The sequence below is a fragment of the Novosphingobium sp. 550D genome, assembly GCF_057401885.1.
In genome coordinates, this window is the sequence record NZ_CM171613.1 from 2,089,501 (window position 1) to 2,113,170 (window position 23,670).

Annotated in this window: 20 protein-coding genes; 14 read left to right on the forward strand and 6 right to left on the reverse strand. The window is 63.0% G+C overall.

Translation table 11 applies throughout. The features are described from left to right. Positions 1 to 17 precede the first annotated feature (17 nt). Positions 18 to 2,129, forward strand: coding sequence for an acetate--CoA ligase family protein (locus AC2S2E_RS09825; RefSeq protein WP_486522186.1), 2,112 nt, complete (start codon positions 18 to 20; stop codon positions 2,127 to 2,129). Positions 2,130 to 2,139: 10 nt separating this feature from the next. On the opposite strand, the gene AC2S2E_RS09830 is transcribed toward AC2S2E_RS09825, so the two are convergent. Then, positions 2,140 to 2,991 (reverse strand): helix-turn-helix domain-containing protein, encoded by an 852-nt coding sequence (locus AC2S2E_RS09830; protein ID WP_486522187.1) that lies wholly within the window; start codon positions 2,989 to 2,991, stop codon positions 2,140 to 2,142. A 124-nt stretch (positions 2,992 to 3,115) separates the two neighbouring features. Between AC2S2E_RS09830 and pobA the strand changes: the two genes are divergently transcribed. Then, positions 3,116 to 4,285, forward strand: a complete 1,170-nt coding sequence (gene pobA / locus AC2S2E_RS09835) for a 4-hydroxybenzoate 3-monooxygenase (RefSeq protein ID WP_486522189.1) — start codon at positions 3,116 to 3,118, stop codon at positions 4,283 to 4,285. A gap of 47 nt (positions 4,286 to 4,332) precedes the next feature. On the opposite strand, the gene AC2S2E_RS09840 is transcribed toward pobA, so the two are convergent. After that, positions 4,333 to 5,232: a hypothetical protein gene (locus AC2S2E_RS09840; protein WP_486522190.1), complete on the reverse strand. Its 900-nt coding sequence runs from the start codon at positions 5,230 to 5,232 to the stop codon at positions 4,333 to 4,335. 44 nt (positions 5,233 to 5,276) lie between these two features. Here AC2S2E_RS09840 and trxB point away from each other — a divergent pair, with 44 nt between their 5' ends. Further along, positions 5,277 to 6,251 (forward strand): thioredoxin-disulfide reductase, encoded by a 975-nt coding sequence (gene trxB, locus AC2S2E_RS09845; protein WP_486522191.1) that lies wholly within the window; start codon positions 5,277 to 5,279, stop codon positions 6,249 to 6,251. A gap of 36 nt (positions 6,252 to 6,287) precedes the next feature. Here the strand turns inward: trxB and AC2S2E_RS09850 are convergent, their stop codons facing one another. From AC2S2E_RS09850 to AC2S2E_RS09865, 4 genes are all read right to left on the reverse strand, one after another. Further along, on the reverse strand, positions 6,288 to 7,070 hold the full coding sequence (locus AC2S2E_RS09850; protein ID WP_486522192.1) for a hydrolase 1, exosortase A system-associated: 783 nt from the start codon (positions 7,068 to 7,070) through the stop codon (positions 6,288 to 6,290). Beyond that, entirely contained in the window at positions 7,067 to 7,771 is a 705-nt protein-coding gene (locus tag AC2S2E_RS09855) for a hypothetical protein (RefSeq protein WP_486522193.1), read from the reverse strand. The genes AC2S2E_RS09850 and AC2S2E_RS09855 overlap by 4 nt, the downstream gene beginning before the upstream one ends. A 15-nt stretch (positions 7,772 to 7,786) precedes the next feature. Next, on the reverse strand, positions 7,787 to 8,050 hold the full coding sequence (locus AC2S2E_RS09860) for an acyl carrier protein (RefSeq protein ID WP_486522194.1): 264 nt from the start codon (positions 8,048 to 8,050) through the stop codon (positions 7,787 to 7,789). Between the two features lie 118 nt (positions 8,051 to 8,168). Continuing rightward, positions 8,169 to 9,185, reverse strand: a complete 1,017-nt coding sequence (locus AC2S2E_RS09865) for a GNAT family N-acetyltransferase (RefSeq protein WP_486522195.1) — start codon at positions 9,183 to 9,185, stop codon at positions 8,169 to 8,171. A 26-nt stretch (positions 9,186 to 9,211) separates the two neighbouring features. Between AC2S2E_RS09865 and AC2S2E_RS09870 the strand changes: the two genes are divergently transcribed. The 11 genes from AC2S2E_RS09870 (at position 9,212) to xrtA (ending at position 23,649) form a co-directional block, all read left to right on the forward strand. Further along, positions 9,212 to 10,780: an acyl-CoA ligase (AMP-forming), exosortase A system-associated gene (locus tag AC2S2E_RS09870; RefSeq protein ID WP_486522196.1), complete on the forward strand. Its 1,569-nt coding sequence runs from the start codon at positions 9,212 to 9,214 to the stop codon at positions 10,778 to 10,780. Next, positions 10,777 to 12,006: a pyridoxal-dependent decarboxylase, exosortase A system-associated gene (locus AC2S2E_RS09875; RefSeq protein WP_486522197.1), complete on the forward strand. Its 1,230-nt coding sequence runs from the start codon at positions 10,777 to 10,779 to the stop codon at positions 12,004 to 12,006. Before AC2S2E_RS09870 ends, AC2S2E_RS09875 begins: the two co-directional genes overlap by 4 nt. A 305-nt stretch (positions 12,007 to 12,311) precedes the next feature. Next, positions 12,312 to 12,956, forward strand: coding sequence for an XrtA/PEP-CTERM system exopolysaccharide export protein (locus AC2S2E_RS09880; RefSeq protein WP_486522199.1), 645 nt, complete (start codon positions 12,312 to 12,314; stop codon positions 12,954 to 12,956). A 15-nt stretch (positions 12,957 to 12,971) separates the two neighbouring features. After that, the gene (locus tag AC2S2E_RS09885) at positions 12,972 to 14,501 is read left to right on the forward strand and encodes an XrtA system polysaccharide chain length determinant (RefSeq protein ID WP_486522200.1); all 1,530 of its coding nucleotides are present in this window, start codon (positions 12,972 to 12,974) and stop codon (positions 14,499 to 14,501) included. A 10-nt stretch (positions 14,502 to 14,511) separates the two neighbouring features. Continuing rightward, the gene (locus AC2S2E_RS09890; RefSeq protein ID WP_476102607.1) at positions 14,512 to 15,603 is read left to right on the forward strand and encodes a P-loop NTPase family protein; all 1,092 of its coding nucleotides are present in this window, start codon (positions 14,512 to 14,514) and stop codon (positions 15,601 to 15,603) included. A gap of 15 nt (positions 15,604 to 15,618) precedes the next feature. Beyond that, complete coding sequence (locus tag AC2S2E_RS09895) at positions 15,619 to 17,643, forward strand: preprotein translocase subunit YajC (protein WP_486522202.1); 2,025 nt, start codon at positions 15,619 to 15,621, stop codon at positions 17,641 to 17,643. Between the two features lie 20 nt (positions 17,644 to 17,663). Next, positions 17,664 to 18,857, forward strand: a complete 1,194-nt coding sequence (locus AC2S2E_RS09900) for an XrtA/PEP-CTERM system-associated ATPase (protein WP_476102603.1) — start codon at positions 17,664 to 17,666, stop codon at positions 18,855 to 18,857. Positions 18,858 to 18,912: 55 nt separating this feature from the next. Beyond that, on the forward strand, positions 18,913 to 19,803 hold the full coding sequence (locus AC2S2E_RS09905; RefSeq protein WP_486522203.1) for an XrtA system polysaccharide deacetylase: 891 nt from the start codon (positions 18,913 to 18,915) through the stop codon (positions 19,801 to 19,803). Further along, positions 19,800 to 20,879 carry a FemAB family XrtA/PEP-CTERM system-associated protein gene (locus AC2S2E_RS09910; RefSeq protein WP_486522204.1) on the forward strand — a complete coding sequence of 360 codons (1,080 nt, stop codon included), beginning with the start codon at positions 19,800 to 19,802 and terminating at the stop codon, positions 20,877 to 20,879. Before AC2S2E_RS09905 ends, AC2S2E_RS09910 begins: the two co-directional genes overlap by 4 nt. After that, a complete protein-coding gene (locus AC2S2E_RS09915) occupies positions 20,876 to 22,111 on the forward strand; it encodes a TIGR03087 family PEP-CTERM/XrtA system glycosyltransferase (RefSeq protein WP_486522205.1) in 1,236 nt (411 codons plus the stop codon). Before AC2S2E_RS09910 ends, AC2S2E_RS09915 begins: the two co-directional genes overlap by 4 nt. Continuing rightward, positions 22,039 to 23,649, forward strand: coding sequence for an exosortase A (gene xrtA, locus AC2S2E_RS09920; RefSeq protein WP_486522206.1), 1,611 nt, complete (start codon positions 22,039 to 22,041; stop codon positions 23,647 to 23,649). The genes AC2S2E_RS09915 and xrtA overlap by 73 nt, the downstream gene beginning before the upstream one ends. Positions 23,650 to 23,670 lie beyond the last annotated feature (21 nt).

Here is a 23,670-nt window from a genome sequence, read left to right on the forward strand (position 1 = left end):
GGAGAGGGCAGAAAATCATGGCAAGACTGGAACGGGCGAGCATTGCTCGCCTGCTCAAGCCGCGCAGTGTTGCGGTAGTGGGCGCAAGCGACAAGCCGGGTGCCTTGGGCGCAACGCTGATCAGCAATCTGGACCGTGCCGGATATGCGGGCGCGATTTACCCGATCAATCCCAACCGGGAAAAGATCGGGGAGCGCGCCTGCCTGCCCTCGGTGGATGCTTTGCCCGATGGCGTGGATGTGGCGGTTCTGGCCATTCCCCGCGCCTTCGTGCTGGATACGATCAAGGGCCTTGCCGTGCGCGGCGTAGGCAGCGCGATCATCTTTGCGGCTGGCTTTGCCGAGGATGGCGAAGCAGGCATGGCCGAGCAGGCCGAGATCGGCCGCATCGCCGCCGAATCCGGCATGGTGATCGAGGGGCCGAACTGCCTTGGCATGGTCAATCATGTCGATGGCGTGCCGCTGACCTTTGTGGAAACGGCGATTGTGCCGCCGGCCGGTCGTCGCTCGGTATCGGTGGTGTCGCAGTCGGGCGCGATGGCGGCGGTGCTTTGCACCACGCTTTTGGCGCGCGAACTGGCCTGTTCTTATTCCGTCAGCACCGGCAATGAGGCGGCATCGGGCGTGGAGGATTATCTCGACTGGCTGGTCGATGATGCCGATACCTCGGTCATCGCCATGATCGTCGAGCAGTTCCGCGATCCGGCCCGCTTCATCGCGGCGGCGGACCGGGCGCGCGCGGCGGGCAAGCCCATCGTGCTGCTGCATCCGGGCAAATCCTCGGCGGCGCGTGAAAGCGCGGCCACGCATACCGGCGCCATGGCGGGCGATTACAAGCTGATGCGCGCCAAGGTCGAGCGCACCGGCGTGATCTTTGCCGAAACGCTTCAGGAACTGGGCGATATAGCCGAGATCCTCGTGCGCTGCGCCGCGATGAACCATCCTTCGGCGGCTGTTCTGGGGGAATCGGGCGCGTTCAAGGCGCTGACTCTCGATCTGGCCGAGGAACTGGGCCTGCCGCTTGCCGATCTGCATGATGAGGACAGCCCGGAACTGCGCGCGGCCTTGCCGCCCTTCGTGCCGGTGTCGAACCCGCTGGACATTACCGCACAGGGCCTGTCGCAGCCGATCATCTATACGCAATCCTTGGGCGCGCTGATGGATGATGCGCGCGTGGGTGCGGTGGTGGCCGGGATCATCCAGTCCGATCCGATCACCGCCAAGATCAAGGTGCCCGCGATTGTGGCCGCTCTCGACGGGCGCGAGATCACCAAGCCGCTGGTGTTTGCAGGCCTCGATGAAGGCGCGGATATGCCCGCGCACTATATCGCCGACCTGCGCGCTCGCGGCATTCCGTGGTTTCCCACCACCGAGCGGGCTTTCCGCGCTCTGGCTGCGCTGACCCGCCGCGCCGCGCTCGATCTGACCAATGCGGCCCCGGTGGCGCTGTCGGTCGCCGGCCTTGGCGATTATGCGGGCGTGGTGGCCGAATATCAGGCCAAGGCGCTGCTTGGCCCGCTGGGGATCAGCTTCCCCTCTGGCCGGTTTGCAGCGGATGCCGAGGCAGCGGTCGCGGCGGCCGAAGCGGTCGGCTATCCCGTGGCGATGAAGGCGCAGGCGGCGGCCCTTGGCCACAAGTCGGATGCGGGCGGGGTGATGCTCAACCTGGCCGATGCTGAAGCGGTGCGCGCGGCGTTCCCGAAAATGGTGGCCAATGTCGCGGCCTATGACGCCTCCATCACTCTGGACGGCGTGCTGATCGAGAAGATGGGCAAGCGCGGTCTGGAAATGATCGTGGGCGCCAAGAATGATCCCGAATGGGGTCCGGTGGTGCTGGCCGGGTTTGGCGGGGTGACGGCGGAAATTCTTGCCGACGTGGCGCTGATTACGCCCGACCTGTCCGAAGAAGCGATTGTCGAAAAGCTCTATGGGTTGAAGCAGGCTGCTTTGCTCAAGGGCTATCGCGGGTCGCCTGCGCTGGACGTGGCGGCGCTGGCGCGGCTGATCCGTCAGATCAGCGCGGTCTTGCTGGCCGAACCGCGGATTGCGGAAATGGACCTCAACCCGGTGATCCTGCACCCGGTGGGTGAGGGCGTTGTGGCGCTCGACGCCCTGATGCTGGTCCAATAATCGATGCGCCTCAGGCGGAGTGGTCGCGCTCCGCCTGAGGCCGCTGACCCATGACGCGCAGGTAAAAGCGCGAAAAATAGGACGGGTCGGCAAAGCCCAGTTCCTGCGCAATCTGCGTCACGCTGGCATTGGTATAGCGCAGCAGGCGTTGCGCCTCGACGCCCAGACGGCGATGGATCACCTCCAGCGGGCTGCCCCCCAGGCGGGCATGGCACAATCGCCCCAGCGTGCGCGGGGTACAGCCGATGCTGTTGGCGTAAAAATCCAGCCCGCGATGTTCGCGCAGATGCACCTCGACCAGATGGCGGAATTGCGCGAGGCGGCGGTCGTCCGCGCTTTGGGCGCCCAATTCAGGATCAGGCAGCGATCGGGCCAAAGCCTCGGCCAGCGCGAGGAAGAGATGGCCGTCATGCCATTCCTGCGCCAGTGCGTTCATTTCCCCCGCCAACAATTCCACTCGCCGCGCCGCATTGTCGCCCATCGTGCCATGCCCACCCTTGGTCAGCAGATGCCGCAAGGGGTCATCGGCGCCCCGCGCCCGTCCGGCAAAATCGAGCGAAAGCGTCAGCACATGCCCATGCGTGCCGGGGCTGAAGCGGAAACCATGCACGCTGCCTGCGGGCAGTACGACATAGGCGGGGGGCACCAGCGCGAAACGCGCCCCATCCAATGTCACTTCGGCATGGCCCGCGCTAACGATAAGTACCTGAATACCGCGTTCGTGGCGATGGGGCGAAATTTCCCAATCATGCAGGCTGGAGCGCTCCGCAATCGTCTCAATATGCGCAAAACCGGCGGGAGACGGCGCATGGCTCTCGCCAAAGAGGCCATAGACGGGGATGGCGGGGGATGTTTTGCGCATGTCCGAAAAGTGCCAATAGAATGACCGACCCATCCCTTTTCGCAAAGGCGGCCCGATGTCAATATCCCGGTCAATTGGCCTGATGATCAAATGTCGGCCAAGTGTGGAATATGGGAGATATGTCATGAAGACTCAGGTCGCCATTATTGGCGCCGGGCCTGCCGGTTTGTTGCTGGGCCATTTGCTGAAATCCGAAGGCGTCGATTGCGTGGTGCTGGAACGCCAGACCGGTGACTATGTGCTGGGCCGCATCCGCGCGGGCGTTTTGGAACAGATCACCGTGCAATTGATGGAGCGCCTTGGTCTGGACGGCCGCCTCAAGGCCGAGGGCCTCGTTGAGGAAGGCTTCAACCTAGCCGATGGCGAACGCCTGATCCGTATCGATGTCGCCAACCTGACGGGCAAAACCGTTGTGGTCTATGGTCAGACCGAGATCACCAAGGACCTGATGGATGCGGCCGCGCCGCGCGGGCTTGAGGTGATCTATCAGGCGGGTGACGTTGCGCTGCATGATATCGAATCCGATGCGCCTTATGTCACCTATACGAAGGATGGCGCGGATCATCGCATCGACGCCCGCTTCATCATCGGCTGCGACGGTTTCCACGGCCCCAGCCGCAAGGCGATTCCCGCCAGCGTTGCGCGGGAATATGAACGCGTCTATCCTTTCGGCTGGCTGGGCATTCTGGCCGATGTGCCGCCGTGCAACCACGAACTGATCTATGCCAACCACGAGCGCGGCTTTGCCCTTGCCTCGATGCGTTCGCACACGCGCAGCCGTTATTATGTCGACGTGCCGCTGACCGAAAAGATCGAGGATTGGTCGGACGATCGCATCTGGGACGAACTGGCAATCCGCCTTGGCCCGGATGCGGCGGCCAATATCACCCGCGGGCCGTCGATTGAAAAGTCCATCGCCCCGCTGCGGTCCTATGTGTTCGAACCGATGCGCCATGGCAGCCTGCTGCTGTGCGGCGACGCGGCCCATATCGTGCCGCCCACCGGGGCCAAGGGGCTGAACCTTGCCGCATCCGACGTGCATTATGCGGCCGAGGCTTTGACGGCCTATTTCCGCCGCGCCGACAATGATGCGGTGATCGGCTATTCGGCCAAAGCGCTGGCCCGCGTGTGGAAATCGGAACGTTTCAGCTGGACGCTGACCAAGCTGATGCACCGTTTCCCCGATGACGGGCCGTTCGAACGGGCGATGCAGGTGGCCGAACTGGACTATATCAGCACCAGCAAGGCGGCGCAGACCAGTATTGCCGAAAATTACGTCGGGCTGCCGGTCTGATGATGCTGGTGTAATGCCAGAGTGGGCGGGAGGGAAACCTTCCGCCCTTACAATTTCCAGTTGAAGTTGAGATTGGCATAGGTGCGGCTCGGTTGGGCCGCGCTGCCCGGACCAAGGCGCATGTCATAGCCGGTTTCCACCGACAGCGCCGAATTCTTGCCCAGCAGTTTGAGCCGCGCCACCGCCCCCGCATCGTGGCGCGCCGCCGGCGCAAAATCATCCAGCGTGCCCAGATCGCCCCGCGCCACCATGCCCAGCGCCAGCGCCGAATTGAGTTGATAGAACGCGCTGGAACTATAGCTGAAGCGCATGGGGTTCTGATTGATCAGCGATTTGTTGCCCTTTACGTCCACCTGAACATCGACCGGCCCGGACATGTGGCGCAGTTTCAGGTTGGCGGCCAAGTTGCGCGAATCGGCAAAACGCTGCTGAACAGCCACCGCAACCCGCTTGGCATTGCCCAGATCATATTTGCCCAGATCCTGAAACTTGACGCCCGGATCGGGGAACATGTTGTTTTTGCCATGCGACACGCCGTTGACGACGATATCGCGGCCATTGGCGGCCCCCGGCATCCAGCTTTCGACCGAAAATCCGGTATATTGTCCCGTGGCGGCAATGTTCATGGCCAAGGCCGTGTCCAGCATGCGCTCAACTTCGGGCGCCATCTCCTCGCCGATTTGGGCCGCCGTTTCGCCAGGCTCCAATTCCAGGCGCATATCCATCGATTCGCGCAGAGCGACGGGCCATTCGATCAACGGGGACGGGGCATCCACATCCTGCGCACACGCAGGCCCCGCGGCCAGAGCCACGCCAAGGCAAAGCGGAACGAGGGCAAGGCGATGATGCATCGTCATGTCAGTGCGGGGCCGTGAACAAAATCCAGACTTGGCCGCAGTATAGCGAATATTGGCGGCCATAACAGCCATGCGATGCTGGCTTTCCATGCAACTCATCCCTATTTCGACCGGGTTAGGAAAGAGAGAATCGCATGGCAACGCATAACACTCGCATGCTCATCATTGGTTCGGGGCCGGCCGGGCTGACCGCCGCCATCTATGGCGCGCGCGCCGGTTTGAACCCCATTGTGGTGCAGGGCCTGCAACCGGGCGGGCAATTGACGATTACGACCGATGTCGAAAACTATCCCGGTTTCCGTGAAGCGGTGCAGGGCCCCTGGCTGGTTCAGGAAATGCAGGCACAGGCCGAACATGTCGGCACGCGCATGATGTGGGACACGATTGTCGAAATCGACCTTTCGGGCCCTCCGTTCCGCGCGATTGGCGATTCGGGCGATGTTTACGAAGGCGACACGCTGGTCATCTGCACCGGGGCGCAGGCCAAGTGGCTGGGCACCAAGGGCGAGCAGGAATTTTCGGGCAAGGGCGTTTCGGCCTGCGCCACCTGCGACGGCTTCTTCTATCGCGGCAAGAAGGTCGTTGTGATCGGTGGCGGCAACACCGCGGTCGAGGAAGCGCTGTACCTGACCAACCATTCGCAGGATGTGACGCTCATCCACCGCCGCGATTCCTTGCGCGCGGAAAAGATCCTTCAGGAACGCCTGTTCGCCCACCCCAACATCAAGGTTCTGTGGAACAAGGAAGTTGAGGAATTCATCGGTGATGCCGCCATTGGCGGGGCGGGCCTGACGGGTCTTGCTCTGGTTGATACGGTGACGGGTGAAAAGTCGGTGGAACCGGCACAGGGCGCCTTTGTCGCCATCGGCCATGCACCGGCCACCGAATTGTTCAAGGGCAAGCTGGAACTGGACGACAGCGGCTATATCGTGGTCCAACCCGGCACGCCCAAGACCGCGATCCCTGGCGTGTTCGCGGCGGGCGATGTTATGGATCACACCTATCGTCAGGCCGTCACCGCGGCGGGTACGGGCTGCATGGCGGCGCTGGATGCGGAACGCTTTGTCGGCGCGCTGGATTTCGCGGCGCAGGCCAAGGCGGACGCCTGATAAAAGAGGGGCGGCGGGATCAACCGCCGCCCTTTTTTACGCCGCCTGCATCGCGGCGATGATGTGATCCATCAACCATTGCCTTGCATGGGGCTCGACAAAGGAATGGCTGGCCCCGTCGCATCGCTCGATACGCGGGTCTTTGCCATCCCACACCCCGGCAAAGGCTTGCGCGGTGGAATCATTGCCCGCCAGCAGCAGGTGGACCGGCCCATCAAAATTGGCCAACCCATCGCTCATTTGCCGCACCAGAGGCGCGGGCGGCGGGGCAGGGCGCGCCAAACGCAGCAGCGAGCCAAACAGGCTGTCCAGCGATACTTTGCCCGTCAGCAGGCGCATCACCGCATCGGTACTGAGCAGGCGCTTTTTGTAATGCGCGCGCAGGGCCTGCACCGATGGCCCGGCGCTGTCTTCCTCAAACGTCCATGGGTTGGACAGGATCAACCCATCGACCCCCGCCCCGCCCGACAGCATCAGGGCGCTGGCCGCATCGCAATTGCCCAGCGCGATGATGCGCGTCATCGACGGCACGGCGGCGCGAAAGGCGGCAAGGGCGGCGGAAATATCGGGGGTGGAGGATTTGAAGCCGCCATTGGTCCCGGTGCTGTCGCCCACGCCGCGCCGGTCGAAACGGAACGCGGCATAGCCTTGCGCCACCACGCTCTCGGCAATCCGGGCGTGGCTGCCCCATGCGCCGGAACGGATTTCATTGCCGCCCGATACGATCAGCAATCCGGTCGTGGGCACGCCTTCAGGCATGTCGAGCGTGGCGCAAAGCACCGCCCCTTCGCAGGGGAAGGAAAGCATTTGGCGCGTCATGCCCATTCTCCCTGTGCCACGCCAACCGCGATCACAGCGGCCAGAGCATCGGCCTGTGACGCATCTTCGCCCGGTTCGGGGCGCATCCATAATCCGGGGCCGCCCAGCATATCCTGCGTGATGGTTTGCACATCGGGACGGGCATCCGCAACGATCCCACCAAATTCGCTCAGGAAATCAGGCCCCAGCCGGTATCCGGCCAGTTCCAGCCCCTTGACCCGCCCGTGTTCGAGCAGGCTGTCCTGTGTCTCACTGCGGCCCGCTTCGCGCGAGGCAAGGATGCGGGCGCGGAGCATCTGGCGCAACTGGCTGGCCCCGGCGAGGGGGGCGTAATGCCAGCCCGGAACATCGCGTGGCGCGGCAAGAGCGCCGCCGCGAATGGCCAGCATATGTGTTGCGCCGAAATGACGCGCCGCGCCTTCCATGGCGGCCTGCCAATCGCTGGGCGTTTGCTCCTCAAGCGGCAGGCCGCTTTCATTCAGACCCGGAAGATCGGGCAGAAAGCAGGCAATCCCGCTGGCGGATAAACGCCGCATCACCTCGACGGTGAAACGGCGCATCTTGTTGCCTTCGTCGAACAAGGCCGGGACGATCAGCAGGCGCGCCTTCTCGTCCCCGTCGGGCCTGTGCGTTAAGGCCCATTCCTGCACCGCGCCGCCGCCAGGCAGTGGGCAGGACCATTGTGCCATTTCCTGCAACATGTGTCCTTACATGGGTTATGCCGCCTTGCGCCGCGCCGAAACGAATTCCAGCAACGAGCCATAGTCGGAGAGCATATCGCCATCGACATCTTCATCCTCGACGATGATGCCCAGACGATCCTCTATTTCGGTAAGCAGCCCGGCCACCGCCATCGAATCCAGTTCGGGCAAGTGGCCAAACAGGCCGGTTTGCGCTGTGAAAGCATCGGCCTGACCCGGCTTCAGCCCCAGAACATCACTCAGGATGGCGCGGAGCATTTGATCGGTATCGTTTTGCATAGGGATCCTACTGGGTGTTCCTGTTGGGTTGACGCAACATGCCCCGGTAGCCTCCTGCAAGGCCTGCCTCAAGCCTTGCCTTGCTAGCGCCAATTGGTTTCAAAATTCTCTAGGACGATCAGGCGCGGTTAAGGGCGCGGCGCAAAAGCGATTTTCCAATGGCTTTCCATTGGCCGATCCGCGCCGGATTATAGGCGGTGATGCGGTAACGCGGGCGCGATTCTTCCATCCAGTCGCGCTTATAGGGATCATCGCCCGTGCCGAAATCAACGGTATGGACGCGGTCGCCATCGATGACCCGTTCGAACAACGCCGCCGACAGGCTGGTTCCGGGCGAAATCACCTTGGCCGCCTCGACATAGGCCAGCTTGTGAATATAGGCGGCGGCGTTTTCAACCGTCCACATTTGCGCGGCGACCGGCTGGTTCACGCCCTCGATCTCACCATGGGCGACGCCCATGCGCAGGCGGCCCGCTTTGCCTTCCTCTTGCGCGAAATGGCGCAGCAGGGCGGGTGAACCTTCCTCCGGTTTCCAGCTTTGCGCATAGACCGTTTCGTAATCGTCCCAAGCTTGGGCGGAGAAATCGTCGTAGAGGGTAATCGAAACCTTCTTCGCCTTGCGCTTTAACGTGGTGCGCAAGGGGCCGGGGCGCGAGGCCATATATTCGGCGTAGGTCCGCCCGTTGACCTTCAGGATATGGTTGGTGTCGCACTCCACCCGTTCGACGATCCAGCCCGCCCGCGACAGGGCCGCGCACAGCAGGCTGGCTTCGCCCCCTTCATCGGGCACAGGCCAAAGGGTGATCCGCCCCGCCTTTGCCCGCAGATCGCGCGTCAAAGCGGACAGCAGCGCCAGTCCATCGCCGCCCGCCGTCACGCGCGGCCGCACCGTAAAGGCGTACCAGTTCGACAATGGCCCCAGCCCATCCTCGCGCCGGGCCAGAGGCAGCACCGCCATCGCATCGCCATTACGTGCCACGGCCAGCAAGGGCTTCACCCCACCCAGCTGTTCGAGCGCGGTAAACCACTCCAGCCGATCAAACAGACCGGCAGCCTGCGGCGCGCGCAGCCAGTCGCAAAGCGCAATATCGCCTTGCAGTTCGTTAAGGTTAGCATGATAGCTGAGCCGGGTCACAAGCCTGTCCGAAGTCGGGAAAATCCATGGTCACGCACAGTCATTCGCTTGAAACCGCCCCTTTGCCGCTGGATCATCTGGCGATCCGGGGCAGGGGGGATGATCCTGCGCTGGTGCTGCGTGACGGTGTTCTTAGCTACAAGGCTTTAACAGAGCGTGTCGGTGCGATGGCATCGTGGCTGACGGGGCGGGCGCAAAAGGGAGACCGCATCGCCACATGGGCGGCCAAGGGTGAGCTGACCTGTCTGATGCCTCTGGCCGCGGCGCGGGCGGGCATGGTGCATGTGCCGATCAATCCCTTGCTCAAGCGGGCGCAGGTGGCGCATATTCTGGCCGACAGCGGCGCGGTGTTGTTGATCGCCACGCCCGCGCGGCTGGCCACACTGGAGCCGGGCGATGCGCCTTGCCCGGTGCTGGGCGAGGGCGAGGCGGTGGAGGAGAGCAGGGCTTTTTCCTCCATGGCGCCGTCGCAGGCCGATCCCGATAAACTGGCCGCGATTCTTTATACCAGCGGTTCGACCGGGCGGCCCAAGGGGGTGATGCTGTCCCACGCCAATATGTGGCTGGGGGCGCAAAGCGTGGCGACCTATCTGGACCTGCGGCCCGATGATCGGGCGCTGGCCGTTCTGCCGCTCAGTTTCGATTATGGACAGAATCAGTTGCTCTCGCACTGGTATGCGGGTGGCAGCGCGGTGCCGCTGGATTACCTGATGCCGCGTGATGTGGTGAAGGCCATCGATCGGCATGATGTGACGACACTGGCCTGTGTTCCGCCGCTCTGGGTGCAATTGACCGAATTGGAATGGCCAACCCATGTGGCGGCCAAACTGCGGCGGCTGACCAACAGCGGGGGGGCGTTGACGGTCGATCTGGTGCATCGGCTGCGCGCAATTTTCCCCGATGCGCGCCTGTTTGCCATGTATGGCCTGACCGAGGCTTTCCGCTCGACGTTTCTTGATCCCGATTTGATCGACACCCATCCCACCAGCATGGGCAAGGCGATCCCGCATGCCGAAATACTGGTTATCAATGATGAAGGCATGATTGCCGCCGATGATGAGGAAGGCGAACTGGTGCATTGCGGCCCCTTGGTCGCGCAGGGTTATTGGCAGGATGCGGCGCGCACCGCCGAACGTTACAAGCCTGCGCCCGCCGGTTCGGCCTATGGCGGCATGGCGGTGTGGAGCGGTGACCGCGTGCGGCGTGACCGCGACGGCCTGCTCTATTTCGTCGGACGCCGCGATGCGATGATCAAGACGGCGGGCAACCGTATCAGCCCGCAAGAGGTTGAAGACGCCGCCATTGCCACCGGATTGGTGGCCGAAGCGGTGGCCTTGGGCATTCCCGATGTGCGTTTGGGCCATGCGGTGCATTTGATCGTTCGCGCGGCGCCGGGTGCGGAAAACCCGGCGGAAGAATTGCCGCGCCGCCTCAAGGGCGATCTGCCCAATTTCATGCAGCCTTCGGTGATCCACTGGAAGGATGCCATGCCCATCAGCCCCAATGGAAAATTGGATCGCGCAGGATTGTATCAGGAAATGCTGGACTGGAAGATCGCCGTCGAATTGGAATCCTCGCGGGAGCATGATGCATGAAGCCTTTGGGGCCAATTCCGGCGGGCTTTGTGGCGCGCGATGGTATTCTGACGATTGATGGAGCCAAGGTCACCGAACTGGTGGCGCAAAGCGGGGGGGCGACGCCGCTGTTTGTCTATTCGGGCGCGATGTTGCGTGCGCGCGTGGCGGAACTGCGCGCGGCCATGCCCGAACGGCTGGCCATCCACTATGCGATGAAGGCCAATCCTTTTGCACCCGTATTGCGTTTGATGGGCGAATTGGTCGACGGGTTTGACATTGCCAGCGGCGGCGAATTGGGCATGGCGCTCAACGCCGGGCTGGACCCGTCGCGCATCAGCTTTGCCGGACCGGGCAAGCGCGACATGGAATTGCAGGCCGCCATCATGCGCGGCGTGACGCTCAACCTTGAATCCGAGGGCGAGGCGCAGCGGGCGCTCAATATTGCCGAAAGGATTGGTAAAACGCCCCGGCTTGCCATACGGGTGAACCCTGATTTTGGCCTTGCGGGGTCGGGCATGAAAATGGGCGGCGGGGCGAAACCCTTTGGTATTGATGCTGAGCGCGTGCCTGCTTTGGCCCGATTGGTCGTGGATGCGGGCGCCGAGTGGCGGGGTTTTCACATCTTCGCCGGATCGCAATCGCTCAATTCCGACGCTGTCATCGAAACACAGGCGCAAACCATCGCTCTGGCCGCACGGCTGGCGGATGAAGCGGACGTGGGTCTGCCGCATTGCAATCTGGGCGGGGGGATGGGCATTCCGTACTTCCCCGGCGACACGCCCGTTGATGCAAACCGGATTGGTGAGGCGCTGGGCCAACAGTTCGACAACTTGCCCGATGTTCTTGGCGAAACGCAATTCTGCATGGAATTGGGCCGCTATCTGGTGGGCGAGGCGGGGGTTTACCTGACCCGTATCGTCGATCGCAAGATCAGCCATGGTGAGGTCTATCTGGTCACTGATGGCGGTTTGCATCACCAATTGGCGGCCAGCGGCAATTTCGGCACGGTCGTCCGCCGCAATTACCCCGTTGCCATCGCCACCCAATTCGGCCGCGAATCGGTCGAGGAGGCCAGCGTTGTGGGTTGCCTCTGCACCCCTCTGGATCGTTTGGCCGACAAGGCGGGCTTTCCCCATGCTGATGTGGGCGATCTGGTCGCGGTGTTCTGTGCGGGCGCCTATGGGGCCAGCGCCAGCCCTTCGGCCTTTCTGGGACAGGGGCCAGCGCGCGAGATGTTGCTATAGGTCTTGATACCTAGCATTTCCGGGGTTTGTTTTACCTCTTTGGCGATTATTCGCCTGAATTGTTTCCTGCCAAGTCTTGCCAAAGTTCTCGCAAGACTTGGCAAGAATCGGCGCTGTTAAGATATTTCCGACAATTGTCCCCTTCTGGGACCACTATCCAAAAAGCCCCGTATTCCCGCGGTTCGTGCCACAATGGCTAACCGGATCTTTACCCTTCTTGCCCATACCGCACCTTGAACTGCCGTGCCTTCCATCAGGAATAGATCTTGTTGGGCAATCGGACGGCGCCGTCGAGGAAAAGGACCATGTCGAGCAAGAGTTTTGCAACGCTGCTTGGCGGAGCTGCGCTGGCCAGCGTCGCCATGGCGGGCTGCGCCGACGCCAGAACCGCCCCGCGTTTGCCCTCCGCCAATTTTGTGGCGCTTCAGGAAGGGCCGGGCGAGGATTACGTGATCGGCCCGATGGACGAGCTGACCGTGTTCGTCTGGCGCAACCCTGAGCTGGGCGCGCGCGTACAGGTCCGTCCCGACGGCCGTATCACCACGCCGCTGATCGCGGACCTGCCCGCCACGGGCAAGACGCCCAGCATGTTGGCGCAGGACATCCAGCTTCAGCTGAGCCAATATATTCAGGATCCGCTGGTCTCGGTCATCGTCAACCGCTTTGCGGGCACCTTTTCCGAACAGATCCGCATTGTTGGCGCCACCGGGCGCCCCGCCTCGATCCCCTATCGCGCGAACATGACCATCTTGGACGCGATGATTGCGGTGGGCGGCATGAATGAATTTGCCGCCGGCAACCGTTCGAAGCTCGTTCGCTTCGACAAGGCAACCGGCAAGCAGAAAGAATTTTCGCTGCGCCTTAGCGACCTTTTCAAGAAGGGTGACTCCAAGGCCAACGTGATGCTGATGCCGGGCGATGTGATCATCATCCCCGAAAGCATCTTCTAAGCAGGGGGCCGTCAGATGAATACGCTTCTGGAAGATTTCCGGGCTACGCTGCACAGTATCTGGCAACGTCGCTGGCTTGCGCTCGCTGTGGCGTGGGTGGTGTGCGTGCTGGGCTGGCTGGGCGTTTCGATGGTGCCCAACACCTACGAATCGCGCGCACGCATTTTCGTGCAGATTTACGATCCGCTGGCAACGCAGGTCGGCATCAATGACACCGACCGCAAGGCCGCCATCGACAAGGTGCGCGACTCGCTGACCGGCACACTCAATCTGGAACGCGTGATCCGCTCGACCCGTCTGGGTGAGAGCATCACCACGCGCAAGCAGATGGACGGGGCCGTTGCGGGTCTGGGCAAGGCCATCAAGATCAACGCCGATCAGGACAATCTGTTCACGATCACCGCGCGTTCGGCCTCGATGCGGTTTTCCGATGGCGAAAACGCCCGCCTGTCGCGCGATATCGTCCAGAAGCTGATCGACATTTTCCGCGAGGAAAACCAGAACGGTGGTCAGGGCGAAATGAAGCAGACGCTTCAGTTCCTCGACCAGCAGCTGGCCAACCGTCAGGGTGAGCTTCAGGCCGCCGAACAGCGCCGTCTGGCCTTTGAATCACAGCATCCCGAACTGGCGCAGGGCGGCGTTTCGCTGATCCAGCGTCTGGAACAGAGCCGCGCCTCGATCCGTGGCCTGGACGCCGACATTGCCGCTGCGCAAAGCTCGCTTGCCGCCATTCAGGCCCAGGTGGCCAGCACGCCCCAGACCGTGGCCGTCAATGGCCCGACCGGCGGCCTGCGTGGTCAACTGGCTCAGGTTCAGTCGGATCTGGCGATGATGCGCGCACGCGGTCTGACCGAAAACCACCCCGACGTGATCACCGCCCGCAACCAGATCGTCTCGCTGCGCCAACAGGTGAAGGCGGAAGGCAATTCGGGCGCCGTATCGGGCACGCCGAACCCGGCCTATGCCTCGCTGGAATCGATCCGCGCCGAGCGGCAAGCCAACCTGCAATCGTTGCAGGCCCGCCGCGCCGCCGCCGAGGGGGAAATCGCCCAGATCACCTCGCAGCAGTTCACCAATCCCGAACTGATGCAGGAAGCCCAGAACATCAGCCGCGACTATGACGTGCTGAAAAGCCAGTATGACAAGATGCTGACCGACCGCGAAAACCTGCGCCTCAAGGGTCAGGTCGTCTCGGCCCGCGGCACGGCCAAGGTTGACGTTCTGGATCCGCCGGTTCTGCCGCGCGCGCCTGCTGCGCCCAATCGTCCGCTGTTGCTGATGATCGTGCTGGCCGGCGGCATTGTGGCCGGTATCGGTGTGGCTTTTGCCGCTGGCGAGCTGCAGTCGAGCTTCTCGACCACCAGCAAGCTGGAGCGTTCGACGGGCCTGCCGGTGCTGGGCGCCATTTCGCAAACGCTGACCGCCGAGGGCGCCGCGACCAAGGCTCGCCGCACCCGCAACTTCTATGCTGCATCGGTGGCGCTGGGCGGTGTGTTTGCCCTCTTGCTGGCGATGGAGTTCATCCAGCGCGGCACGATCGCCTGAGGAGGATGACATGAACGAACCTCTCAAGAATCAGGACTATCCGCAAAAGCCGGAAGATACGCACAGCTCGCTGATCCAGCGCGCCATGCAGGCCTTTGATCGCGGCCAGTTCGTACCGCCCTCGGGCCCGGCCGATCTGGTGCCGCCTTCGCTGACCCCGCAGGCTCCGGCCCCGCAGGCATACATGCCCCCGGTGCAGGCCCCGGTTCAGCCCGCAGCCCCGGTGAACCCGCAAGCGCCAGTAAGTCCGCAAGCCTATGCCCCGGCGCCCATCGTGGCTCCGGTGGCCCCGCCGCCCCAGTATGGCGCGCCGGTTTATGGCGAGCAGGCCCCGGCCTATGCCCCGCAACCGGCGGCACCCGCACCGGCATTCCACCGCATCAATCACCAGCGCCTTGCTCTGGAAGGTTTCGCGGTGCCCGGCGGCGCGGCCAATGCACAGGTCGAAGAATTCCGCATCGTCAAGCGCCAGCTCCTCGAACAGATCGAGGATCTGCGCCGTCAGGGTGCGGGTGTCGAGGCCCAGTCGATCCTGATCACCTCGGCTCTGCCCGAAGAAGGCAAGACTTTCGTGGCGATCAACCTTGCCATGTCGATTGCCGCGGAAAAGGATACTGAAGTCGTGCTGGTCGATCTCGACATGGCGCGTTCCTCGGTACTCTCGACGCTGGGGCTGCCCGGTGGTCCGGGGCTGGTCGACGCGATTGCCGACCCGCGCATCGATGTGCGCGATCTGGTGATCAAGACCGATCTGGGCGGGCTTTCGGTGTTGCCGGGCGGTCGTCCGACGGCCTCGGATTCCGAATATCTGGCCTCGGCCCGTGCAAAGGCGGTCATTGCCCGCCTGATCGAAGGCCATCCCAACCGCGTTGTCGTGTTCGATACGCCGCCGGTTCTGGCCGCCGCTCTGGCGGTCGAAGTGGCCAAGCTCTCGGCCCAGACCGTGCTGGTGGTAAAGGCGGAAAAGACTTCGGGCAGCTCGGTGCAGGACGCCGCCAGCCTGTTGTCGGCCGGCTGCCCCAATGTGCAGGCGCTGCTTAACGGGGTGCAATTCAGCCCCAGCGGCCGTCGCTTTGGCACCTATCACAACTATCGCGGGTAATTGATCATGCGGGCGATGGCTCATCAGATTTCTGTTCTGGCGCTGGGGGCGGTTCTTGCGGTTATGCCGCAGGCCGTCGCCGCCCAGCCCCGGCAGACCGCATCACAGACGCAAGGTCTCAATGATGCGGCGGCGCAGGCCATTGCCCCCAATCTTGGCGACAATACGGTGTTGACCACGGGCGACACCAACCGCGACAATGGCGCACAGGCCGTCATTCAACAGGACGAGGCGATCGGGGCCAATCCCTACACGCCCTTTTCCTATGACAATGACGTCACCTATACGCAGGCCGATGGGTTGCGCACCAATGCCACCAACCGCCGCGAAACGCCGGCCGACCGCGCAGGCCGCTATTACGGCGCGGCCTATAGCAGCGGCGATCTGGCGGCGGCGGCCTATTCGGACGATGATTACAATTCGACGCGCGGCAAAACCACGATGAAGCCCCGCCGCCTTGGCGTGTTCGATCAGGGCACCGTGGACAAGCGCCGTCTGGCCATCCGCCCCTATATCGAGGCGGCTCAGGTGGTGCAGGCCAACCTCGGCTCGCGCCAGTCGCTGGCGTTCAATGACGATGTGGTCACCTATTCGACGGTGGCGGCGGGCGCGGACGCCACGATCAACGGGCGCAACAATCAGGGCGTGATTTCCGCGCGCTATGAGCGCCGCTTTACGTGGAACCGTAAAAGCAACACCGATGGCGTGACGGGCATCGCGCGCATGTCCTCCTCGATCGTGCCCAACGCCTTGCGCGTGGATTACGGCGGCTTTGCCAACCGCACCTATGTCACCGAAACCGGCGCGGCCTTTGGCTCAAACGCGGTGGGCGCTGATTCGCTGACGCAGGTTTACTCGGTCTATGCCGGCCCCACGCTGGCCACGCAAAAGGGCGATGTGGCCATCACCGCGCATTATCATGCCGGGTACACCGCGCTCAATTCGCAGGGCAATGTCAGCGCCAACGGCGTTTCGGCGGGCGTGGACCGGCTGGACCATTCCACCGTGCAGGAAGGCCGCTTTGCCGTTGGCAACCGTCCGGGCGAGGGGCTTCCCGTCGGCCTTGGCGTCGATGCGGGCGTCTATCAGGAAGACGTCTCGAACCTGACCCAGCGGGTCAGCGACAAGCATGTGCGCGGGTCGATCACGATCCCGGTGACCGAAGACGTCTCGCTGGTGGGCGGCGCGGGTTACGAACATGTCCGCGTGTCGGCGCGCAATGCGAAATATGACAGTGCGGGCAATGTGATCGTCGATTCCAACGGCCGCTTTGTCACCGATTATTCCACGGGTCGTCAGATTGCCTTCGACACCGAAGGTCTGATCTGGGACGCGGGCGTCGTGTGGCGTCCCAGCCGTCGCACCAATGTCGAATTCCACGTCGGCGACCGTTATGGCCGGTTCGGCGGCTATGGCTTCATCAATTATCAGCCCGACGATCATTCCAGCTTCAATCTGGTGGTCTATCAGGGCGTGACGGGTTTTGGCGGTGCGCTGACCAATTCGCTCTTCAACCTGCCCACGCAATTTTCCACCGTGCGCGATGCGATCACCGGCAACCTGTCCAGCTGCGTTGCGGCGGCCACATCGGGCAATTGCCTTGCCGGGTCCATCGGCTCGGTCAATTCGACGGTCTATCGTGGCAACGGCTTCTCGGCGGGTTACTCGTTTGACCACAGCCGCCTGCGCGGCGGTATCGGCTTTGGCTATGAACGCCGCCAGTACATCACCGCGCCCAACACCATCCTGGCCAACATCAACGGCAAGGTGGACCAATATTACTGGGTCTCGACCTATCTGGGCTATCACGTGACGCCGCGTTCCACGTTTGGCGCCACGCTGGACGGGTACAAGTATGTCAGCGGCATCAACACCACGCAGGGTGACATCAACGCCGTTCGCGCGGTGGCCCTTTATCAATATTACCTTTCGCGCCATCTTACGACGACCGCATCACTGGCCATGGACGGGATCACCCGTGAAAAGGCCGCTGACCTGTGGAGTGCCTCGGCGGCACTTGGTATGCGTTACACTTTCTGATCCCACTGGGGAGAGCAAGAATGTTCGATAATTTCTATGGTTTCACCGGGCGTCCTTTTCAGCTCACTCCGGACCCGGCATTTTATTTTGAAAGCCTGACCCATCGCAAGGCTTTGTCCTATCTGGGCTATGGTCTGGCGCAGGGCGAAGGTTTCATCGTCATCACCGGCGAGGTGGGCGCGGGCAAATCGACGCTGGTGGCGCATCTGATGGCCACGATCGACCGCAACCGCCTGACCGCGGCGCAGATCGTCACCAGCCGTTTGGACAGCGGCGAACTGGTACATGTCGTGGCGCAGGCCTTCGGGCTGAGCGTGCCGGGGCAGGACAAGGCGAGCGCTTTGGGCGCGATTGAAAAGTTCCTGCATGACGAGGCGCGCGCGGGTCGCCGTTGCCTGTTGGTGGTGGACGAATCGCAGAATCTTGCTCTGGGCGCTCTCGAAGAATTGCGCATGCTCTCCAATTTCCAGTTGGGCAGCCATCCTCTGCTCCAGATCCTGTTGCTGGGTCAGCCGGAATTCCGTGAAAGCCTGCAAGGCCACCCCGGCCTTGAACAATTGCGCCAGCGCGTGATCGCGGCCCATCATCTCGACGCGATGGAGCCGGGCGAGATGGAGCCTTACATCATGCACCGCCTGCGTCTGGTGGGCTGGAATGGCAATCCGACCTTTGAACCGCGCGTGTTCGCCGAGTTGTACACCGCGACCGGGGGCGTCCCGCGCCGGATCAACCAGATCGTCAACCGCCTGCTGATCCTTGGCGCGGTGGAGCAGCGCCAGCATATCGATGGCGTGATGCTGGCACAGGTTCTGGCCGAACTGACCGCCGATGGCGGCTTGCAGATCGCGCCCGCACCGGCCCAGCCGGGCGAAGGCCTTGCCGTGGCGCAGGGCATGGCCCTGCCTACCACGCCGCAGGCACAGGCCCCCGCCCAATTCGCCGTCGAAGGCCTTTCGCACCTTCAGGCCGCATTGGCCCAGCGTGACAGCCAGATCGCCGAGTTGCAGCAGGCCGTGATCGAACTGGCCAATCAGGGCGACACGTCGGGGCTCGAAGGCGCGGATTCCGCGCACAAGGCCGCCATCGAGGTGATGCAGGAACGTCTGGCCAAGCTGGAAAGCCGTCTGGTCGAACAGGATCGCACGATCCGTCACACGCTGACCATGTTGATCGAATGGATCGAGCGGGACGAGGCACAGCGCGTCGCGGCATGACATCTCTGCCGCGCAGCGGTGGATAGGTACGCGGGCGTCAGCAGGAGATAGGAAAATGGTGGCTCAGGCGCCGCTGGTAAAGGCCAAGCTGCTCAACGGCTTTTCGGTCGATGTTGAGGATTGGTTTCAGGTTGGCGCCTTTGAAAAGGTGATCGATCCGGCCGACTGGGACGGTCTGGCCTGCCGGGTCGATGTCAACACCAACCGCCTTTTGGATATGTGCGAAGATCTGGGTGTGAAGGCGACGTTCTTCACGCTGGGCTGGGTGGCCAAACGCCACCCGGCGCTGATGCGCCGCATCGTCGAAAACGGGCATGAATTGGCCAGCCATGGTTGGGCCCATGCCCGCGTGTTCACGATGGATGCCGCCGGCTTTGCCGCCGACATTGGCGATGCGCGCAAGGCGTTGGAGGATGCCTCCGGCGCGCGCGTCATCGGCTATCGCGCGCCCAGTTTTTCCATCGACACCCGCACCCCATGGGCGCATGAAATCCTGGCAGAGCAGGGCTATCTCTATTCCAGCAGCGTGGCCCCGATTGCGCATGACCATTACGGTTGGCGCGAGGCGCCCCGATTTGCTTTCCGCCCGGTGGCGGGGGCCGATCTGATCGAAATTCCGGTCACGACGGTTGAAACATTCGGACGGCGCATGGCGGCGGGCGGCGGCGGTTTCTTCCGCGTATTGCCCTATGCGTTCAGCCAATGGGCAATGCGCCGCGTCAATGAACAGGACGAACGCCCGATCATTTTTTACTTTCACCCGTGGGAAGTGGACACCGAACAGCCCCGCGTTGCCCATGCCCCGCTGAAAAGTCGCCTGCGTCATTATACAAATATTGACGGGATGGAGGCTAAATTGCGGCGAATGCTCAAGGAATTCGCGTGGGGTCGTATGGATAACGTCGCAGCAACCGAAGGTCTGAGGGTGGTGGAGTTCGAGCGGTGAACGCGCCGTTCCGCGTGGACATGGACCTGCGGGTCGCTCTGGCCGATCTGAACGATCCACAAATGGCGCGCTCGGTCGAAGGCTTTGTCGCCGCTCACCCAGAAAGCACGCCCTTTCATCGGCCCGTCTGGTTGAATGCCGTGGCGCGCGGGACGGGCAATGACGCGCTGGCGCTGATCCTGACCCGCTGCGGCGAGGTGGAGGCCTATCTGCCGCTGACCCAGGTTCATTCGCCGATTTTTGGCCGCGTGCTGGCGTCCAGCGGTTTTGCCGTGGGCGGGGGCGTTCTGGCCGCGCCCGATGTCGATCCCGCGCCTTTGTTCGCCGCGGTGGAGGAATTGGCCCTGCGTCAATCCACGCCCTCGGTTGAACTGCGCGGAGGCCCTTTGCCCGAAACCCGCGCCGGATGGACGATCAAACGCGAAAGCCATTGCGGTTTCATCCGTCCTCTGGCCGATAGCGACGAGGCCGAATTGACCACCATCCCGCGCAAACAACGCGCCGAGGTGCGCAAAAGTCTGGCGGGCGAATTGACGGTGGAAACCGGGACCGGTCCCGCCGACCGCGACGCCCATTATGGCGTCTATGCGCAAAGCGTGCGCAATCTGGGCACGCCCGTTTTTCCGCGCGCTTTATTCGATGCGGTGCTGGACCTCTTTGGCGAGGATGCCGACATCCTGACCGTCCGCCACGAAGGCGCGCCGGTGGCCAGCGTCCTTTCGGTTTATCACCGTGGCGCGGTCATGCCCTATTGGGGCGGCGGCACGTGGGATGCACGACGGCTGCGGGCCAATGACCGCATGTATTACGAACTGATGCTGCACGCCCGTCGCCGGGGATGCACTCATTTCGATTTCGGGCGCAGCAAGACGAACAGTGGCGCCTATGATTTCAAACGCAACTGGGGTTTTGAGCCGCAGCCTTTGTCCTATGGCGTATGGACCGCGCCCGGCGCGCCCAAACGCGATGCGGACCCGACCAGCGCGACCCATTCGCGCCGGATCGACATGTGGAAAAAGCTGCCCTTGCCGGTCGCCAATCTGATCGGTCCGTGGATCGCAAGGGGGCTGGGATGAGCAACGAAATCCTGTTCCTGTCCCACCGCATCCCTTTTCCGCCCAATCGGGGGGACAAGATCCGCTCGCACCATATTTTGCGGCGTCTGGCCCGGATGGCGCCGGTGCATGTCGGGTGCTTTGCCGATGATCACGCCGATCTGGCCGAAGAGGTTGAGCTTGCCTCGCTCTCGCATTCCTATCGGTTGGTGCGCCGAACAAAGCCGTTGGTGCTGGCCGGAATTCAGGCCATCATGAAGCGCGAGCCGATCAGCCTAACGGCCTTTCGCGATGAAAACGTGACGAAATACGTTCGTCAGACATTGGCGAGCGGGCGCATCGGCACGATCTATGTCTTTTCGGGCCAGATGGGCCAATATGTGCCCGACGACTTTACGGGCCGCGTCATTATGGATTTCGTCGATGTTGATTCGGCCAAATTCGAAGCCTATGCCGCCAAATCGCACGGGCCGATGGGCTGGGTCCACGGGCGCGAGGCACGCCTTCTGGCCGCAGAGGAAGCGCGTTTGGCCGCCATGGCCGATTACAGCCTGTTGATCAGCCGCGCCGAGGCGGACCTCTTTGCCCAGAGGTTAGGCGCATCGGCCCGTCATGCGCGGATCGAGGTTTTGGGCAATGGCATCGATTCCGATTACTTTGACCCGCTACAGGTCGGCCCCGAATGCCAGATGGGGCATATGGGCGGGCCTCGCCTGATCTTTACCGGACAGATGGATTATCAGCCCAATGTGGCCGCCGTGATCCGCGTCGCGCGCCTTATTCTGCCGCTGGTTCAGGCGCGTCATCCGGAGGCGACGTTCCATATCGTCGGGCGCAACCCCACCGATGCGGTCAAGGCGTTGAATGCCATGGCGGGCGTCCATGTCTGGGGCCGGGTGGATGATATTCGCCCATGGCTCAAGGCGGCCGATATGGCGCTGGTCCCGCTGGATATCGCGCGCGGGGTTCAGAACAAGGTGCTGGAGGCCATGGCGATGGAATTGCCTGTCGTGCTGACTTCGGCGGCGGCCAATGGCATTCACGCGGTGGCCGGGCACCATTTCGCCGTGGCCGACAGCGACGAGGCCTTGGCCGCACAAGTCAACCGATTGGCCGATACGCCGCATCTGGGCAAGGCGATGGGTATTGATGCGCGCCGTCTGGTTGTGGAGCGCGCCAGTTGGCAAAGCACGCTGGCGCCTTTGTCCGCCATGCTGTCCCAGCCGCCGCGCCGGTGGCGCGATGCGGCGTGAGCCTTGCGGTACCTGAACTGACCCGACCGGCGCGCGCCATGCCTTTGGCGTGGCGTGAAGGGGTGATCCGTCTGGCCTGCCTCTGGGCGGGGCTGATCGCGCTGTTCCGGGGCGATTGGGCGGCGATGGGGCATCAGTGGTGGGATTCCTCTACCTATAATCACATCCTGATGGTGCCGGCCATTCTGGTCTGGCTGGTGTCCCAGCGATTGCCTGATCTGTTCCGCCTGCCGGTGGCGCTGTGGCGGGGCGGGTTGTGGATGATGGGGGGGGCGCTGCTGCTCTGGGCGCTGGGGGCTTTGGCCGGTGTGGCGCAGGTGACGCAGATCGCCGCTGTTGCCATGCTGATCGCGGCGGTGCCTTTGATGCTGGGCGAAAGGGCGGCGCTGGGGCTGTTGTTTCCGCTGACCTATATGGGGTTTCTGGTGCCGTTTGGCGATGAAGCCATCCCCATGCTGCAAACCGTGACGGCCAAGATCACCATCGCCCTTGTCCATATCAGCGGGATCAAGGCGCAGATCGATGGCGTGTTCATCGCTACACCCGCCGGCCTGTTCGAAGTGGCCGAGGCATGTTCGGGCGTCAAATTTCTGGTCGCCATGATTGCCTTTGGCGCTCTGGCGGCACATGTCTGTTTCGTTTCGTGGGCGCGGCGCGCCGGGTTCATGGTCCTGTGCATTGTCGCGCCCATTCTGGCCAATGGTGTGCGGGCGTGGGGCACGGTCTATCTTGCGCAAATCTATGGCGCAGAGATTGCGGGCGGGGTCGATCATATCATCTATGGCTGGTTCTTCTTTGCTGCGGTAATTGCCGGGGTGATTGCGCTGGGCTGGCGGTTTTTTGACCGGGCGGCGGGCGCGCCTATGCTGGACGTGGATGCGGTCATGGCGCTGCGTCTGCCGCAATGGCGCGGGATCTCGGCCAAGGCTTGCTTTGGGGCGCTGGGGTTGATGGTGCTGGCGGCACAGGGTTGGGTGATGGCGGCGGACCGGCTTGCCGCGCCTTTGCCTACACAGATTGCCCTGCCAGAGGTCGCCGGATGGCATCGGGTCGATTACGCCCCTCGCCATGTGTGGGAACCGCGCGCGGGCGGGGCCGATCATCGCCTGCTGGGCCGCTATGCCGATGCGCAGGGGCATGAGGTGGATGTGTTCTTCGCCCTCTATGCCGCGCAAGGTCCGGGCAAGAAGGCGGGCGGATTTGGCGAAGGGGCGCTGCGCCCGGATACGGGATGGTCGTGGCAATCGCCCGGGCCGGATGTGCCGGATGCGCGCAGCGACCGTTTGCTGGCGGGCGGGCCGACCGAGCGTTTGGCGCAAACCAGTTACAAGACCGGTGATCTGGTAACGGGCAGCAATGCGCGCCTGAAACTGGCCAATATCGTGGATCGGTTGTTGTTGCGGCGGCGGGCAACCATGATGCTGATCCTGTCGGCCGAAGAAGTCGGGCCGTTCAAGGCCGCCGATTCCATCGCCGCTTTCCGCGCCAGTGCGGGGCCGATCGGTGATTGGATGGACGCGGTGGCACGGGGTTTGTAAGGCCCGGTCAAGAGTTGCAGG